The following is a 15,072-nucleotide window of genomic DNA, read 5'->3' as shown; positions in this document are numbered from 1 at the left end:
TGGACACAAAAATCATGTTTATGGGGTGAAGGCCGGTGTGTAAGGTTCAATTCAGTAGCCGTTCTGAACACCTGTCGCAAGATTTACCTCAACCGCCAAAGCGGATTGCGTGGCTGATGAACGAAAAGCAAGATGGTCTATAAGATACACTAATGGATATAACAGCGGCTGGCGCGTGTGAGTATCCATCAGTGCCCACAAACGCTGCCGTTGGTTGAGATTGAGTTGTGTGAGTGTGAACACGCGGCACTTATCCTCATAAACAGTATGTGTATGAACAAAGTAACCAGCAAACATAACGTCCTGCAAGAAGAAGATGGAGGGACAGGTAAGTGTATGATTGATCGTGGTCTGCGGGTGGTTATGAACTAAATGGACGACGGACTAAATTTAACATAATATACATTATGCGCACTGATATGAATTATGGCAAAATCCAGCATCGTATGGTCATCCTTGTGCTCGTCAACGAACGCGTCCAACCCCGCATTATCCAGCACCCAAACCGCCATAATCACGCTCCGCTTCTATACTCCATATTTCACTGATGTCTGATGGAGGCTCAAATGTTTGACCATGTTAAATTCGGCGTAAGCGATTATGAAAAAAGTAAGACCTTCTTCCTCGAAGCCCTGCGGCCGCTTGGCGTAAACATTGTCGATGAAGGCACACCAGACTACGGCGTCGAAATGAGTTCCGGCGACGTTTCACTTTGCCTGTATCAGACACATGATAAGCCAGCACCATTGCATATCGCCTTTGTAGCCACAACGCGCCAGCAAGTTGATGACTTCTACAATGCCGCATTACGCACTGGTGCGCAGGATAACGGCGCGCCGGGTTTACGATCCTACGGCAGAAATTATTATGCAGCGTTTGTCATTGCGCCCGATGGTCATAACATCGAGGCGGTTTGTCATGCCCCTGAAAGCGACTTGCCGGACTGACATTGCCGTTACTTCTGTGAAGTGCATACATGATTTCACTTGATCTTGCATGATAATGCCTGTTATTTTTTAAAGACATTGCTAAACAGGCAATTTCCGCGCAATAACATGCATCATCATTCACAGAGGTAGATATGACTCAACAGTTGATTTTAATCGCCGGTCCCTATCGCAGCGGTACGGAGGGTATTCAGGAACGTATCGACGCCAATCTGGCGAGATTAGAACACGCAGCGCTTGCGGTGTACGAACGTGGGCACATCCCGGTCATTGGAGAATGGCTCGCCCTGCCGCTGGCTAAGGCCGCTGGGTCAACCTCATTGCATGATGAAATCAGTGAAGCGATGCTGTATCCCGTTGCCCATCGCCTCATTGGTAAATGCGACGCGATTTATCGCATCGAAGGTGCATCAAAAGGCGCAGATATGGATATTGAGGTCGCGCGCAAGCGTGGTCTTCAGGTCTACACCAGCTTAGAGAGCATTCCTCAAGCCTGACCGAATACCCATCAGCGCTCGTAGCTATCATTTATGTCCTGCGTGAGTCCGTTCGCGGTGACCAGGACATTATTGAAACGCAATCCCTCAACACCCGATATTTTCCCAAACTCGGTGGCATCGACGGAAATATTGTCCAGCGTTAACCCACAGACAGGACGGTCCGGATAGCCTTCGATAAAAAACGCACGTGAGAATAAGTTGCTGCCTGAACGGCGCGCGGTGATATTGCTAAGCGTCAGGTGGCTCACTTCAGTCAGACCCGCCTCTCCTTCTACCCCGTCAGCCAGTTTGCGCCAGTGCTCCGGCTTATCCTTCAGGTTGCCACTATCTCCGTAGCTGTACTGCGGGAACCAGTTCAGTTGGATAAGAACGGGGAAACGCACATCATCGAGCTGCAAATTCCGCACCGTGATGTGGCGGATAAACCCGCCGCGATTGCGGGCTGACTTGATGCGAAACCCAACGCCCGTGCCGTTAAAACGGTTGTTTTCGATCAGTACGTGCTCGATCCCACCGGAGGTTTCACTGCCCAGGGTGATGCCAGATCCCTTGTTCAACACGCATTCCCGAATAACAATGTCCCTGGCCGTACGGGCTTTTTGCGCGGCTTCGCGCCCGCGGCCCGCCTTAATGCAGATATTGTCGTCATTGCAGGAAACCGTACAGCGCTCAATCCGAACCTGTTCGCAGGAATCAATGTCGATTCCATCGGTGCTTGGCCCCGCTGAATTAATGATACTGACGTTATCGACTACCACATCGCGGGAATAACAAAGGTGCACATTCCAGAAACCGGACTCGCAGCTGGTGAAATCTGTGAGCAGGATATTCTTGCTTTCATACACCAGAATATTGCGTGGCCGCTGGCAATCATAGTCCACCACCCAGCGTAAACCGTTGGCGCTGTAGTCTCCAACCATGCCGCCGCGTTCATCATCACCCCAGAATCGCTGCCACCAGATCCGCCCCTGACCGTCGAGGGTGCCCGTTCCGGTGAGGCTTACGTTCTGCGCATTAATCACGTTGATCATGCCTGCTGGCCACCGCATATCAATGCCGGCAACCCGAGTGTCGATCACGGGGTAATCTTCCAGGTGCTGGCTGCCTAAAAGCACCGCACCCTGCGCCAGATGCAGCGTGATATCGCTTTTAAGAAAAATGGCGCCGGTAAGATAACGGCCTGCGGGGATCACCACGCTGTCGCCAGGCTGCGCTTTCGCAATAGCCTGCTGGATAGCCGCAGTTGAAATACGTTCAGCACTGGGATCTGCCCCGAACGTTAAAACTGAAATATCTGTCATGGAAGTCCTTATACTGTTGAAAATCAGCAGTATAAGAACTCGCGTAATCAATAACCTTTACCGCAAGGACAGCATGACCAAAAAGCTGGCAGAAAACCGGTTATTCCTGTGTCCGATCGGAGGTTTTAACGATCGTCACGCCCTTCTCTGTTATCGCCTTTATCCAGGCCTTGTCCGTGTCATCTTCCACAACCATCGTATTCGCCAGCGATACATCGCCAATCGCAAATGACGAGGCGGTATTAATCTTTTCAGGAGAAGCCAGCACAATGGTCTCCGCGGCTCTGCCGGAAAATGCACGTTTGATGCTCGCTTCCTCGAAATCGCCCGTCGTCAGCCCTGCCTCAGGGTGAATGCCCGTTACCCCCATAAAGAACAGATCCGCATGTATGTTCCCAATGCCTTCGATAGCTGCCGCACCCACGGTGACAATCGAGTGCTTGTACAGACGTCCGCCGATCAGGATAACGTCAATCAAAGGGTGCTCGACCAGACCCAGCGCAATACTCGGGCTATGCGTGACGACGGTAATCTGCAGGTCTGGGGGCAAAAACGTGATTAACTCAGCGGTGGTCGTGCCGCCGTCGATAATCACCACTTGTCCTGACGAAATGAGCTGAGCGCCTTTACGGGCAACGTTTTTCTTGGCATCCATCTTCACGGTTTTACGCTCGGCAAAGGGGACCACCGCTGAAGATGACGGCAGCGCCCCGCCGTGTACGCGCTGCAAACGCCCTTCTGCCGCCAGCTCGCGGAGATCGCGCCGGATGGTGTCTTCAGATACTGAAAAATGGATACTGAGCGCCGTCGACTGTACCTGACCTTCCGCTTCGAGTTTTTCCAGAATCAATTTTTTTCGCTGACTGGTGAGCATCGGATTTTCCTGATGTTGCATGTTTTATCTTGAGGGTGCACGATAGTGCTGTTTATATTCTTAACTCTACGTAAGGAGAGCCGAACGTGCAAACAGAACGCGCAGATATCCGCATTATCGAGAGCGAAACTCTTTCCGATAACTGGTACATCCTGAAAAAATATACCTTTGATAAACGCCACCGCAACGGAGAATGGCAGCGCCAAAGCCGCGAAGTGTACGATCGGGGCAACGGAGCCACCATACTCCTCTACAATCGCGACAAAAAAACGATCATCCTCACTCGCCAGTTCCGCTTTCCGGTGTTTATTAACGGCCATGAAGGCGATCTGATAGAAGCCGCCGCCGGGCTGCTCGACAATATGGATCCTGAAAGCCGCATTAAAGCGGAAGCCGAAGAAGAGACCGGGTTTACGGTGTCGCATGTAGAGAAAATTTTCGAAGCCTATATGAGCCCCGGCTCGGTAACGGAAAAACTCTATTTCTACCTGGCGGAATACCACCCTCGGGATCAAACCGGTAAAGGTGGCGGGATCAGGTCAGAGGGGGAAGATATCGACGTGCTTGAAGTGACGCTGGACGAGGCGCTCCGCGGCATTGAGACCGGCCAAATTGTAGACGGCAAAACCATCATGCTGATTTACCACGTCGCCCTGAAAGGGATCTTATAAACATCGCATTGTCAAATACCTGCCGCTGCGCGGGTATTTGTCTGTGCTATTCTTCCCCTAATCCCCTGAAATGGAGCTGCAAAAATGGCCGACTGGAATCCTTCTCTTTACCTGCAATACGGCGCGGAACGCACACGCCCTGCCGCCGAGCTTCTGGCGCGCGTGCCGTTGGATGGGGTGTCCACAATCGTTGATTTGGGGTGTGGTCCGGGCAACAGTACCGCATTGCTGAAGCAGCGCTGGCCATCGGCACACATAACGGGGGTGGATAACTCTCCCGCCATGCTGGAGGAAGCGCGCAGCGCGCTGCCTGACTGCCATTTCGTGGAAGCGGATATCCGCCAGTACACACCACACCAGCCGCTCGATGTGATATACGCCAACGCCTCTTTGCAGTGGATCCCGGACCACTACGATCTGCTGCCGCACCTGGTTTCGCTGCTGCGCCTGAACGGCGTGCTGGCGATTCAAATGCCCGACAACTGGCTTGAACCTACGCATGTTTCAATGCGCGAAGTGGCTTACGAACAAGGGTATCCCGACCGTGGCCGCGAGCCGCTACCGGGCGTGCATGCCTACTATGATATTTTGACGGAGGCCGGGTGCGAGGTGGATATCTGGCGGACCACCTATTTCCACAAGATGAGCTCCCACCAAGCCATTATCGACTGGGTCAGCGCCACGGGATTGCGTCCGTGGCTGCAGGATCTCAATGAAAGCGAGCGAAAAGCCTACCTGAAACGCTATCAGGAACTGCTGGAAGAGCAGTATCCGCTCCAGGAGAATGGGCAGATACTGCTGGCGTTTCCACGGCTTTTCATCGTCGCTCAGCGTCAGCCTTGAGGTGGCATTCAGGAGCGGGCTTCTTTCAGAAGCTGTTGAATGACCTGCTCCTGTTTGTCGTAGTTACCCTCGCCGAATGAGGTATAGCGTAGCTGTCCTTTGGCATCAAAGAAGTAATGCGCGGGCCAGTACTGGTTTCCAAATCTGTTCCAGATTTGATAGTGATTATCCGCCACCACCCGGTACGGAAGCTGCCATTTATTGACCGCATTTTTTACGGACGAAAGCGTTTTTTCCCATGGATATTCTGGCGTGTGCACGCCAATCACCACCAGTCCCTGAGACTGGTACCTGTTGGCCCAGTCCCGGACGTGGGGAAGCGTATGCTGGCAGTTAATGCAGTCCCAGGTCCAGAAATCGATCAGAACCACCTTCCCTCGCAGTGACTCAGACGTGACAGGGTCACCATTTAGCCATCCCGTGCCGCCGCTTAATGACGGTAATTCACTGCTCGGCGCGGTTTCCACCACGGGCTGCAATTTCACGGTTGAGGTCGAGGGTTTTGCCAGGTTTAACAGTACGTTTTCGAGCCGATCGGCGATGCCGTTTGCCCCTTTTAAGGCCGACGTCATCCCCGTGACGTTAAATGCCACCGCGGCCAACATCACTGCACCTGCCGCCTGACGCAGTCGTTCCATTAGCGCCGATTTCGCCCTTAACGGCTGAATCAACTTACGGCCTCCGGCAACAAGCAACCCCAGCATCAGCGCGCATCCGCTTCCGTAGGCGATGAGCAGCGTGCCGGTGGTAAGGGGCGAGTGACCCGCGATATTGATGCTGAAGATCGCGCCAAGAATGGGGCCCGCACAGGGAGACCAGAGCAGGCCAACCGCGAGCCCGGCCAGAAATGCGGCAGACATCCCGCGCGTTTGTCCGCTTCGGGTATTCAGCGCATTTCCGACGTGGACCGCGGGTGTGGCAATACGCTGAGCAATCTGCGGAAAAATCAGTGCAAGGGCTGCGGTGGCCAAAATAATGAGTGCGATCCAGCGTCCTACCAGGGTGGCTTGCACGATCCACTCGCTGGCAGCCGTGACCGCCAGGGCCACCAGGGTGAACATCACAACCATGCCCGCGAGAAGCGCCGCGATGTGCCGCCGCTGCCCCTGAAAGCCAGCAAACAGCAGTGGAATAACGGGGAGCGTACAGGGACTCAGCAGGCTAATCATCCCGCCTAAAAAAGCGATAATCAGAAACATAACGACCTCACATAACAGATTGGCTGCGTAGCTGCAGTGAGGTTATTTCAACGTACTGATGTGTTCAGATGATGTGCAAATCTGCGCGATTTGTCTGCCACCGTATCCGTACGGAAAGTAGATACAAAGCCGTACAATCATCGCCGCGGCAGCGTGACGGACACCTCCAGCCCCCCTTCGGTGCGATTGGCCAGGTGAAGTTTTCCGTCCAGCTGCGCGGTGAGCTGCGCCGCGATGGCAAGGCCAAGCCCGGTTCCTCCCGTATCGCGGTTACGGGACGTTTCAATACGATAAAAAGGCTGTAATACCGCATCAAGTTCGGCATCAGGAATTCCCGGCCCGCCGTCTTTGATATGGATAACAACCTGTTCTGCCTGAGGCTCAATTTCAATCTCGGCGTAATCACCGAATTTAAGCGCATTGTCCAACAAATTGGTCATTACCCGCCGCAGCGCCTGGGGGCGAGTGACGATGGGCAGCCTTTCGTCGCTTGCCTGAAACTGCACGTTCTTACCGACATCCTGATAATCACTGGCAAGGGTGTTTATCCAGGCGTTTAACTCCATCTTCACCGTGGCTTCTTCAAGAATTTCTGATGACCGGGCATAGGCAATACCCTCCCGAACCAAACGCGACATGTTGTCGAGGTCGTTAAGCAGCTTGTCACGCAGTTCAGGTTGTTCGGCCATTTCAACGCGCAGCTTCATACGGGTTATCGGGGTCTGCAAATCGTGTGAAATGGACGCCAGGATCTGCCCGCGCTCGCGGAGGTAAGCCTGAATGCGGGACTGCATGGCGTTAAAGGCATGAGCGGCGCGCTGCACCTCGATCGGCCCCTGCTCGGACATGGCGGCATGTGATGACGGGTCAAGGGAGTCGACCGCGCGAGTAAACTGCGAGAATGGCCGCACCACCTGACGCACGGCAACCCACGAACAGGTGGCCAAAAGCATCAGTTGTAAGATCAGCACCACGGGTAGCCAGCTGGCGACCGGCGGCATGCGGGGGATGAGATCAATCGTAAGCGGCGCACCATCGCTTAAGGTGATATGCGCCTGAATGTGCGACACCGGCCCGGCAACGGCCGTAAAATAAAGGGGGTAGTCTGCAGAAAGCGTCTCTTTGAGGGTGCGCACAGCATCTTGCGACCGCTTGTCCTGCGGGGCCGCACCCGGTTCGCCCGGCCCAAGAATATAGCGGTAATTTCCCCGGTCAAGCCGCGCCAGCCAGGCAGGACGTTCATTCGCCGGAAGACGGTCAAGAATGGCGACACTGGTAGCAACATCATATTCCAGGTTACCCAACATCACCGTGCGGGCGCTGCGCATGCGCTCCACCATAACCAGCGTCAGGCTGAGCGCATTAGCCAGTAGCAGCCCAACCAGCACAATAATCAGCAGCCGGGTCAGCAGCGAGCGCGGCCAGAGAGTCATTCGTTAACCTCTTTAATGGTCACTGGCATGGTGAAAACGTAGCCTTCACTACGAACGGTTTTAATGTAGGCCGGCGTTCGCGCATCTTCATTCAGACGCTGGCGGACGCGGCTCACCAACAGATCGATCGAACGTTCAAACAGTTCGGCATCTCGCCCCTGCGTCAGGTTCAGCAGCTGGTCGCGCGTCAAAACGCGTTGGGGATGGTCAAGGAAAACGCGCAGCAGGCGATATTCCGCACCGCTAAGTGCCACGATCGTGCCTTCCGGGTCGATAAGATGACGAGCAATGGTGTCGAGCTGCCAGTCGCCAAACTCAACCAACCGCCCTGCTTCGGTGACCTGCATATTGGGCGGCATCGTGCGAAAACGACGCATAATGGCTTTGATGCGTGCCAGAAGCTCGCGGGCAACAAAGGGTTTAACCACGTAATCGTCGGCGCCCATTTCCAGCCCCAGGATCCGGTCCGTCTCCTCGTTGCGGGCCGTCAGCATCAGTATCGGCAAATCTTTATGCTTGCTGCTGCGCAGCTGTCGACACAGCGTCAGACCGTCTTCGCCCGGCATCATCACATCCAGCACAACCAGGTCGACGTGCTGTTTATTAAGCGCCGCATGCATCTCTTTACCGTTCGCCGCGCCGGAGGCGTGATAGCCGGATTTAATGAGATAAGCGACAATTAGTTCACGAATATCCCTGTCGTCATCGACGACAAGGATATGATCAATATGCTCCACCGCAAGCTCCAGAATGAAGGGTAACGGATTGAAAATAGCACATTTTAAAGCGCGTCAGCGTCGACGACCGCTTTAACGAAATCCTGCGGATCTTCCTGGGGAGGATTGTGCCCGACAGTGGCACCAAAGGTTCGGTGCTCATATTTTCCGGTAAATTTGCTGGCATAGGCCGCGGGTGCAGGATGCGGCGCGCCGTTATTACCGCCCTCAATGGTGATCGTAGGCACGGTGATGTTCGGCAGCGTTGCCAGCTTCTGCTCGTAGCGGTCGTATTTATGCTCCCCTTTCTCCAGGCCTAAACGCCAGCGGTAATTGCTGAGCGTTACGGCAACGTGGTCTGGGTTATCAAGCGATTTGGCGCTGGCGTTAAAGGTGGCCTCGCTAAATTTCCAGTCCGGCGAAGCCTGGGTCCAGATCAGACGCGCGAAATCATGGGTATTTTTTGCATAGCCTTCCGCGCCGCGTTCGGTTGCGAAGTAGAACTGATACCACCACTGAACCTCAGCTTTCGGCGGCAAGGGCTGTTTGCCTAAGGCCTGGCTACCGATCAGATAACCGCTCACCGAGACCAGCGATTTAACGCGCTCTGGCCATAAAGCGGCGACGATATCCGCCGTGCGGGCCCCCCAGTCGTAACCCGCGAAAACGGCCTGCTTAATGTTCAGCGCGTCCATCAAGTTAACAACGTCTTTCGCCATTGCGGAAGGCTGACCGTTACGCGGTGTTTTATCCGAGATAAACCGCGTGGTACCGTATCCGCGCAGTGAAGGGACGATAACGCGATAGCCTTTTGCCGCGAGTGCGGGCGCCACTTCCGCATAGCTATGAATATCGTAGGGCCAGCCGTGTAACAAAATCACCGGCTGGCCGGTTTTCGGTCCGATGTCGACATAGCCGACGTTGAGATCGCCTGCGTTAATCTGCTGGGGGTGATCAAATGCCGAGGCGAAGTCGTTGCCCGTGGCTTCTGCCTGGCAGGACATGACGGTGCCAAGAGAAACGGTCAATGCAAGAGTCGAGTAAGCGAGTTTGCTAAACATGTTGATATCTCCGGTTGTGTACATTTCACGGGGATATAACAACATGTCACTGTATAGCGGATATGTGCGAAAGCGGGTTTATTGCAAGCCTGTGTATGTATCCGGGACGCTGATACAGTGTGATACAAACACAGGCGATATGACGTTAAAGGGTTATGCGGTATCGGACGTAATCGTCAGCCTCACCATATTGATCATAGAGTTTACGCGCCGGGTTGCTCTCCCGGGTGACCCAATACAGTTTTGACCACCCTTCGCGCTGGCCTTCCGCAATCAAAGCATCTATCAGCGCCTTTCCTGCTCCCGCCCCGCGCTCTGCAGCATTCACAAACAGATCTTCCAGGTAGCAGATGGGGGCTGTCGACCAGGTGCCTTCATGCAGAATACACATCGCGAAACCGATAACCTGTTCATCCTTCTCTACGACCCGGCAAAATAGGGGTGAGTTATCTGAGAGCGCCCTTTCCCACGTCGATGCGGTAACAGACTCATCGAGGTAGCAATCATAAAAATGGGTATAGCCATCCCACAGCGGTCGCCACTGGGAATAGTCATCTGCGCGCAACGATCTTACCGTGACAGCCATGAGTTCCTCACATTACAACGTGATTGCCATTTCAAAACAGCGTAAATCAGCACCCGCCATACGCGAGTGATGATGCTTTTCGCCCAGCGTGACAAAACCGAGCTTATGATAAAACGACCGGGCGTTTGGCGTGGAATCGAGCAGCAAACGCGTAATTCCACGGCTGCGGGCTTCGTTGATCAGTGCCTCGACGATCCGTGTCGCCATTCCTTTACTGGATGCTGAAGGTAAGGTGAATATCGCCTCCAGGCTATGCGTATCAAGATCGAGATAACCCGTCGCCGCGATGTCGCCCTTTTCATCCTCCACCACATAAAAGGGGTAATCTATGACCATTTTTCGATAGTGTTCGGGCATAAGGTCGGGCGTCCAGCGCGCAATCACATCCGCGTCGTAACTGGTTTTACAGCCGTGACGAATCGCCTGATTGCGAATATCCCAGAGTATTTCGGCTTCCTGCGGTTTAGCTTTTCGTAACGTCATACCTCCCCTTAACGGCTTTTTAACCGGATTTCACGTGCCAGTCTGGCAAGACGCTGAGTGCGACAATAGAGGGTAAACAGCACAAAACCTCTGCTATTCATCACCACCCGGCAAAGTAACAGGGTGAAGCATGCGATGACAATTGGCCAAAGGCTTCCGCCATGAGAAAACAGGAGATGTAGCGCCTGAACGAGGGTCATGACCAGTAGAATGATGAACAATGCCATAACGCCCAGCAAACCTGACGTCACGCCTCGGGCAAGAAGCACGCTACTAACAATGAGCGTGACAAGGATTATCAATGACGGTACGAAAAAACTCAGTGCATGATGTAAAGGCGACAACCCCTGCAACGTGTGGAGAAAAGGCAGAAGATTTAACGCAAATGCCACTAAAAACAGAGGTAACAGCGCCGCTATCGGGTAAGGATTTTGACGCGGAAGCTCGTCGAGAGGACGAGAAAAATACTGTTCCAGGTCGGGAGTGGAATGATTCAAAAGACGGGTATCATGACGAGCAATAGCCACCTCAATCTCTTTGCCATGCTGCAGGAGATCCTGGACTACACGTCCGGTTAAAAAACTCAGAAATCTCATCAGAATACCGCCAGCGAACTGCACAACTCATTAGAATGTGATAGTGATGAAAATACCAGAACGCAAACAAAAGCATAACGCTTAAATATGGAGATCCGCGAATGACGATACCGACGCTTACGACAGAACGCCTGCTGCTGAAACCACTGGTTGCTGAAGATGCCGTCCAGATTCAACAGCTGTACCCGCGCTGGGAAATCGTACGCTATATGGTTTCGTCGGTGCCCTGGCCCTACCCGGAAAACGGTGCAGAAAGCTATGTCAATAACGTGGCGCTGCCGGATATGGAAAAAGGGATTGCCTGGTTCTGGAGTATCCGGCGTCGTGAAGCGCCAGATCGGCTCATGGGGATTATCTGCCTCTACGACGTCGAGGATAACAACCGCGGGTTCTGGCTGGCGCCGGAGTTTCAGGGGAAAGGGTTTATGCGCGAGGCCAGCATTGCCGCGACGGATTATTGGTTTAACACGCTCAACAAACCCGTTTTACGTGCCCCGAAGGCTGCCGCCAATAGCCGCTCCCGACGTATTTCAGACAGCAGCGGCATGCGGTTAATCAGAACGGAAAAGAAAGCCTACGTCAGCGGAATGCTGGATTCCGAGCTGTGGGAGATCACCCGTGACGAGTGGAATGCCCGTCAGGTCAGCTGATAGTATTTATCCGGGAACAACCTTTCCGGAATGTTCTCTTCATCGTTCATCTGCAGCAGATCGCGTTCCATCATGTTGCAGATGGCGTCCAGCGGCAGATCGTTATCTTCGGTGCCAAACGGATCTTCGAGCTCTTCCGCCAGCGTATCCAGCGAGATAAAGGTATAGGAAATCAACGCGGAGACGAACGGCGTCATGTAGTGCAGATCCACAACCAGGGCAAACGGCAGCATGATGCAGAACAAATACACCGTGCGATGCAAAATCAGGGTGTACGCAAACGGTACAGGTGTTGTCGCTATGCGCTCGCAGCCTGACAGGACAATCGACATATCGTTCAGACGGTTATTCAGACTGTGGAACAGGATATCTGACAACTGCCCGTTACGCCGCCGTAAGGCAAGCCACTCCCCCATAATCAGTAAAATGCGGTTCGCCGGTGAGTTGGCGTCCATCACTTTACGTAAATCTTCTGCCGCCAGATAAGGTGAAAGCTGTTCCGCGTTTGTTTCCCGACGCAGCGTCATGCGTAAACAGTTGGCAAAGGCAATTTGAAGGCGCACAAACTCACCCAGATGTTTATCGTCGGGTAAGGTGTTTTTTACCTCGCGAAACAGCGAGCGTGCCGCTATCATCAGTTGCCCCCAGAGCTGGCGAGCCTCAACGTAGCGCGAATAGCAGGCGTTGTTTCTGAAACCGAGAAAGATAGCGATCGCCACGCCAAGAATGCTAAAGGGTGCGACGGTAAATTTGATGCCAAGCGAGGTATACCACGGCAGCATCAGGATGACGGCGATGGAAAGCAGGAAGTTGAGCAGCAAGCGGGTGTAGATTTTCGGCAGGACCGAACCGTGCCAGACAAATATCAGTTGTAGCCAGTGCTGTTTAGGACGAACAATCATAGTCAGTGTCAGAAAGGAAAAGAGCGCGGCTATTAAACGTGATCGCTCTCACGGTTGCAAGCATGTTAATAGAACATTGCATTTTCTCAACTGGCAAGCGTAAACCGCACGGAGTTGAAGTGATTTAAAAAAACAGAGCAAATAGTATGTTGTAACTAAATTGGATCGTAAAAATACCCGACCGAAGCCGGGTAACCGCGTTAGCAAAGTGGTTTTACCGCTTCACGCATCCCCTGATGCAGGATGGTTTCAAGGTCTAACGTAACCTGTTCTACCAATCCGTTCACCTGCGTCAAATCCTGCTCCCAGTGATTACTTTCACTTAGCACCGCTTCCACCAGTGAATGGGTATCGATCTGCTTATCGTGGTGCTGTGCCCAAAGTTGCTGATAGCGGGTCAACCAGTGCGCATCATCCTGTACCGGATAGCGTTCGCCATGACGTTCACCCCGGTAAAACGCAATCAACGCGGCCAGCGCAAACGTCAGACGCGCGGGTAATTGACCCGTCGCCAGCTGCCCCGCCAGCAGCTGCGGCAGGATACGCGTGCGGTATTTGGTCATCCCGTTCAGGGCAATCGACAGCAGCTGGTGCTTGATGTACGGGTTACGGAAACGGCCCGTCACCGCGCTGGCGAACGATTCCAGCTCTTCGCGCGGCAAATCCAGCACCGGAATAATTTCCTCGTAAATCGCTTTTTCGACGAACGCACAAATCTCTGCATCGTTCATCGCTTCACCTACCGTATCCAGGCCAGCCTGGAAGGCCACCGGTACCAGCGCGGTGTGCGCCCCGTTCAGGATAGCCACTTTGCGCTCTTTGTACGGCTTAATGTCATCAACGACGAGCACGTTCAGCGGGAATTTATCCAGACGCAGCTCGGCAGCAAGTAATTTTGGTCCCTGGATCACGAACAGATAGAAATGTTCAGCGGTATCGATAAACCCATCGTGATAGCCAAGCTGAGCTTCCAGCTCCGCCGCTTCGTCACGCGGATACCCGGTGACGATACGGTCAACCAGCGTAGAGCAGAAGCTATTGGCGTCATTTAGCCACTGAATAAACGCCTGCGGCAACGCCCACTCCTGCGCATAACGCAGCACCAGTTCGCGAAGTGCCTCACCGTTGTAGTCGATAAGCTCGCACGGAATGATAATCCAGCCTTTGTCCGCTGCGCCGTTAAAGTGGCTATAGCGCTCAAACAGCAGCCTCGTCAGTTTCGCCGGATAGCTTACCGCCGGTGCATCGTCGAATTTGTCAGCGGCGTGATAGCTGATACCGGCTTCCGTGGTGTTCGAGAAGACAAAACGCATTTCGGGGTTGTGGGCCAGCTTCAAAAACTCATCATAGTGATCGTAGACGCTGATTTCACGGTTAACGGAGCGGATAAGACGCGCATCGCTTACCGCCTCGCCCTTCTCATTCAGGCCCCGAATGATGGTGGTGTACAAACCATCCTGGGTACTGAGCGACGGCGGGAAATCGCTCTGGATCGGGCGAACAATCACCACACCGGCGTTAAGATCGGTATGCTCGTTTAACAGGTCGATTTGCCAGTCAACGAACGCACGCAAGAAGTTACCTTCGCCAAACTGAATAATACGTTCAGGGTAGAGAGCGCCGGGGAAATCACGTCGGTTGAGTGTGTTCACATTGGGGTCCTTTTCGATTAGTCATACAACCTGATAAGATTGGTGTAATAACTTATCAAAGCTTTCAGACCAGAACCCCTGTCTGGATCAACACATCTGGCAATTGTGAAAAATAATCATAAGAATTTATAAAAGACGGATGTGGCCGTCATTGCACCGTCTGGCATCAGGGCGTAGCGCGGGATCTCCCCCACTTTTTGCCAGCCCGCCCGCTGGTAGAAGCTCTCTGCCCCGCTGCCGGTGGAGGTATCCAGCACCAGAACCGATACCCCTTTTTCGCGCGCAATCACTTCGAGGGTCTCCATCAGCGCCATTGCCGCACCTTTACGGCGGGCCTTTTCGTGAACCAGCAGTTTTGCGACATCCGCGCGGTGCGGCTGATTTTCCGGCTGATCGGTAATGAGCTGTACCGTTCCAATAATGCCATCCTGCTCGTCAACGCACGCCAGTACGGTACGCTCATGGCGGCCAACGCTTTCAGCAATCCCGCGCCAGAACGTGCGCGCTTTGTCGTGACTAAAAGGCAGCATAAAGCTGACGGATGCGCCGCCGTTCACACAGTTTTCGAGGATTTCGGCCAGCGCATCGATGTGGGACAGAATGTCGTCCCGGGAGAGGGTTTTAATATGCAGTGGAGAGTTCATGTTTATTCCTTTTA

The 15,072-nt window shown here is 53.5% G+C and carries 18 protein-coding genes; 5 read left to right on the top strand and 13 right to left on the bottom strand.

The features are described from left to right. Positions 1-51: 51 nt before the first annotated feature. On the bottom strand, positions 52-297 hold the full coding sequence (locus K5E19_RS03835; protein ID WP_221550516.1) for a hypothetical protein: 246 nt from the start codon (positions 295-297) through the stop codon (positions 52-54). Positions 298-566: 269 nt separating this feature from the next. On the opposite strand from K5E19_RS03835, the gene K5E19_RS03830 reads away from it, so the two are divergent. Together K5E19_RS03830 and K5E19_RS03825 are read left to right on the top strand one after the other, a co-directional pair. Next, the gene (locus K5E19_RS03830) at positions 567-947 is read left to right on the top strand and encodes a VOC family protein (protein ID WP_221550063.1); all 381 of its coding nucleotides are present in this window, start codon (positions 567-569) and stop codon (positions 945-947) included. Positions 948-1,081: 134 nt separating this feature from the next. Then, the gene (locus K5E19_RS03825; protein ID WP_221550062.1) at positions 1,082-1,444 is read left to right on the top strand and encodes a DUF4406 domain-containing protein; all 363 of its coding nucleotides are present in this window, start codon (positions 1,082-1,084) and stop codon (positions 1,442-1,444) included. A gap of 11 nt (positions 1,445-1,455) precedes the next feature. Here the strand turns inward: K5E19_RS03825 and K5E19_RS03820 are convergent, their stop codons facing one another. Beyond that, entirely contained in the window at positions 1,456-2,748 is a 1,293-nt protein-coding gene (locus K5E19_RS03820) for a glycoside hydrolase family 28 protein (protein ID WP_221550061.1), read from the bottom strand. 100 nt (positions 2,749-2,848) lie between these two features. Then, positions 2,849-3,622, bottom strand: a complete 774-nt coding sequence (locus K5E19_RS03815) for a DeoR/GlpR family DNA-binding transcription regulator (RefSeq protein WP_221550060.1) — start codon at positions 3,620-3,622, stop codon at positions 2,849-2,851. An 86-nt stretch (positions 3,623-3,708) separates the two neighbouring features. Here K5E19_RS03815 and K5E19_RS03810 point away from each other — a divergent pair, with 86 nt between their 5' ends. Continuing rightward, positions 3,709-4,293 carry an NUDIX domain-containing protein gene (locus K5E19_RS03810; protein ID WP_221550059.1) on the top strand — a complete coding sequence of 195 codons (585 nt, stop codon included), beginning with the start codon at positions 3,709-3,711 and terminating at the stop codon, positions 4,291-4,293. Between the two features lie 84 nt (positions 4,294-4,377). Further along, positions 4,378-5,136 (top strand): trans-aconitate 2-methyltransferase, encoded by a 759-nt coding sequence (gene tam, locus K5E19_RS03805; RefSeq protein ID WP_221550058.1) that lies wholly within the window; start codon positions 4,378-4,380, stop codon positions 5,134-5,136. 8 nt (positions 5,137-5,144) lie between these two features. Here the strand turns inward: tam and K5E19_RS03800 are convergent, their stop codons facing one another. The 7 genes from K5E19_RS03800 to K5E19_RS03770 form a co-directional block, all read right to left on the bottom strand. After that, the gene (locus K5E19_RS03800) at positions 5,145-6,335 is read right to left on the bottom strand and encodes a cytochrome c biogenesis protein/redoxin (RefSeq protein ID WP_221550057.1); all 1,191 of its coding nucleotides are present in this window, start codon (positions 6,333-6,335) and stop codon (positions 5,145-5,147) included. Between the two features lie 137 nt (positions 6,336-6,472). Beyond that, on the bottom strand, positions 6,473-7,768 hold the full coding sequence (locus K5E19_RS03795) for a HAMP domain-containing sensor histidine kinase (RefSeq protein WP_221550056.1): 1,296 nt from the start codon (positions 7,766-7,768) through the stop codon (positions 6,473-6,475). Beyond that, positions 7,765-8,505: a response regulator gene (locus K5E19_RS03790; RefSeq protein WP_221550055.1), complete on the bottom strand. Its 741-nt coding sequence runs from the start codon at positions 8,503-8,505 to the stop codon at positions 7,765-7,767. The genes K5E19_RS03795 and K5E19_RS03790 overlap by 4 nt, the downstream gene beginning before the upstream one ends. 44 nt (positions 8,506-8,549) lie before the next feature. Continuing rightward, positions 8,550-9,545 carry an alpha/beta fold hydrolase gene (locus K5E19_RS03785; protein ID WP_042718096.1) on the bottom strand — a complete coding sequence of 332 codons (996 nt, stop codon included), beginning with the start codon at positions 9,543-9,545 and terminating at the stop codon, positions 8,550-8,552. Between the two features lie 145 nt (positions 9,546-9,690). After that, positions 9,691-10,131 carry a GNAT family N-acetyltransferase gene (locus K5E19_RS03780; protein WP_221550054.1) on the bottom strand — a complete coding sequence of 147 codons (441 nt, stop codon included), beginning with the start codon at positions 10,129-10,131 and terminating at the stop codon, positions 9,691-9,693. Between the two features lie 12 nt (positions 10,132-10,143). Beyond that, positions 10,144-10,614, bottom strand: a complete 471-nt coding sequence (locus K5E19_RS03775; protein ID WP_221550053.1) for a GNAT family N-acetyltransferase — start codon at positions 10,612-10,614, stop codon at positions 10,144-10,146. An 8-nt stretch (positions 10,615-10,622) separates the two neighbouring features. Then, positions 10,623-11,210 (bottom strand): hypothetical protein, encoded by a 588-nt coding sequence (locus K5E19_RS03770; protein ID WP_221550052.1) that lies wholly within the window; start codon positions 11,208-11,210, stop codon positions 10,623-10,625. A gap of 101 nt (positions 11,211-11,311) precedes the next feature. Here K5E19_RS03770 and K5E19_RS03765 point away from each other — a divergent pair, with 101 nt between their 5' ends. Next, complete coding sequence (locus K5E19_RS03765) at positions 11,312-11,860, top strand: GNAT family N-acetyltransferase (RefSeq protein WP_108417467.1); 549 nt, start codon at positions 11,312-11,314, stop codon at positions 11,858-11,860. Here the strand turns inward: K5E19_RS03765 and K5E19_RS03760 are convergent. The 3 genes from K5E19_RS03760 to K5E19_RS03750 all read right to left on the bottom strand — a co-directional run bounded on the left by K5E19_RS03760 (position 11,848) and on the right by K5E19_RS03750 (position 15,058). After that, positions 11,848-12,762: a bestrophin family protein gene (locus K5E19_RS03760; RefSeq protein ID WP_182402167.1), complete on the bottom strand. Its 915-nt coding sequence runs from the start codon at positions 12,760-12,762 to the stop codon at positions 11,848-11,850. The genes K5E19_RS03765 and K5E19_RS03760 overlap by 13 nt on opposite strands. 200 nt (positions 12,763-12,962) lie before the next feature. Continuing rightward, positions 12,963-14,414: a tagaturonate reductase gene (locus K5E19_RS03755; RefSeq protein ID WP_221550051.1), complete on the bottom strand. Its 1,452-nt coding sequence runs from the start codon at positions 14,412-14,414 to the stop codon at positions 12,963-12,965. 116 nt (positions 14,415-14,530) lie between these two features. Then, positions 14,531-15,058, bottom strand: a complete 528-nt coding sequence (locus K5E19_RS03750) for a GNAT family N-acetyltransferase (protein ID WP_221550050.1) — start codon at positions 15,056-15,058, stop codon at positions 14,531-14,533. Positions 15,059-15,072: the final 14 nt, after the last annotated feature.

The sequence above is a fragment of the Enterobacter sp. RIT637 genome, from assembly GCF_019718755.1.
Lineage (GTDB): Bacteria > Pseudomonadota > Gammaproteobacteria > Enterobacterales > Enterobacteriaceae > Enterobacter.
The sequence above is the reverse complement of the archived record's forward strand: the minus strand, read 5'-3'. Positions and strand labels throughout refer to the sequence as shown.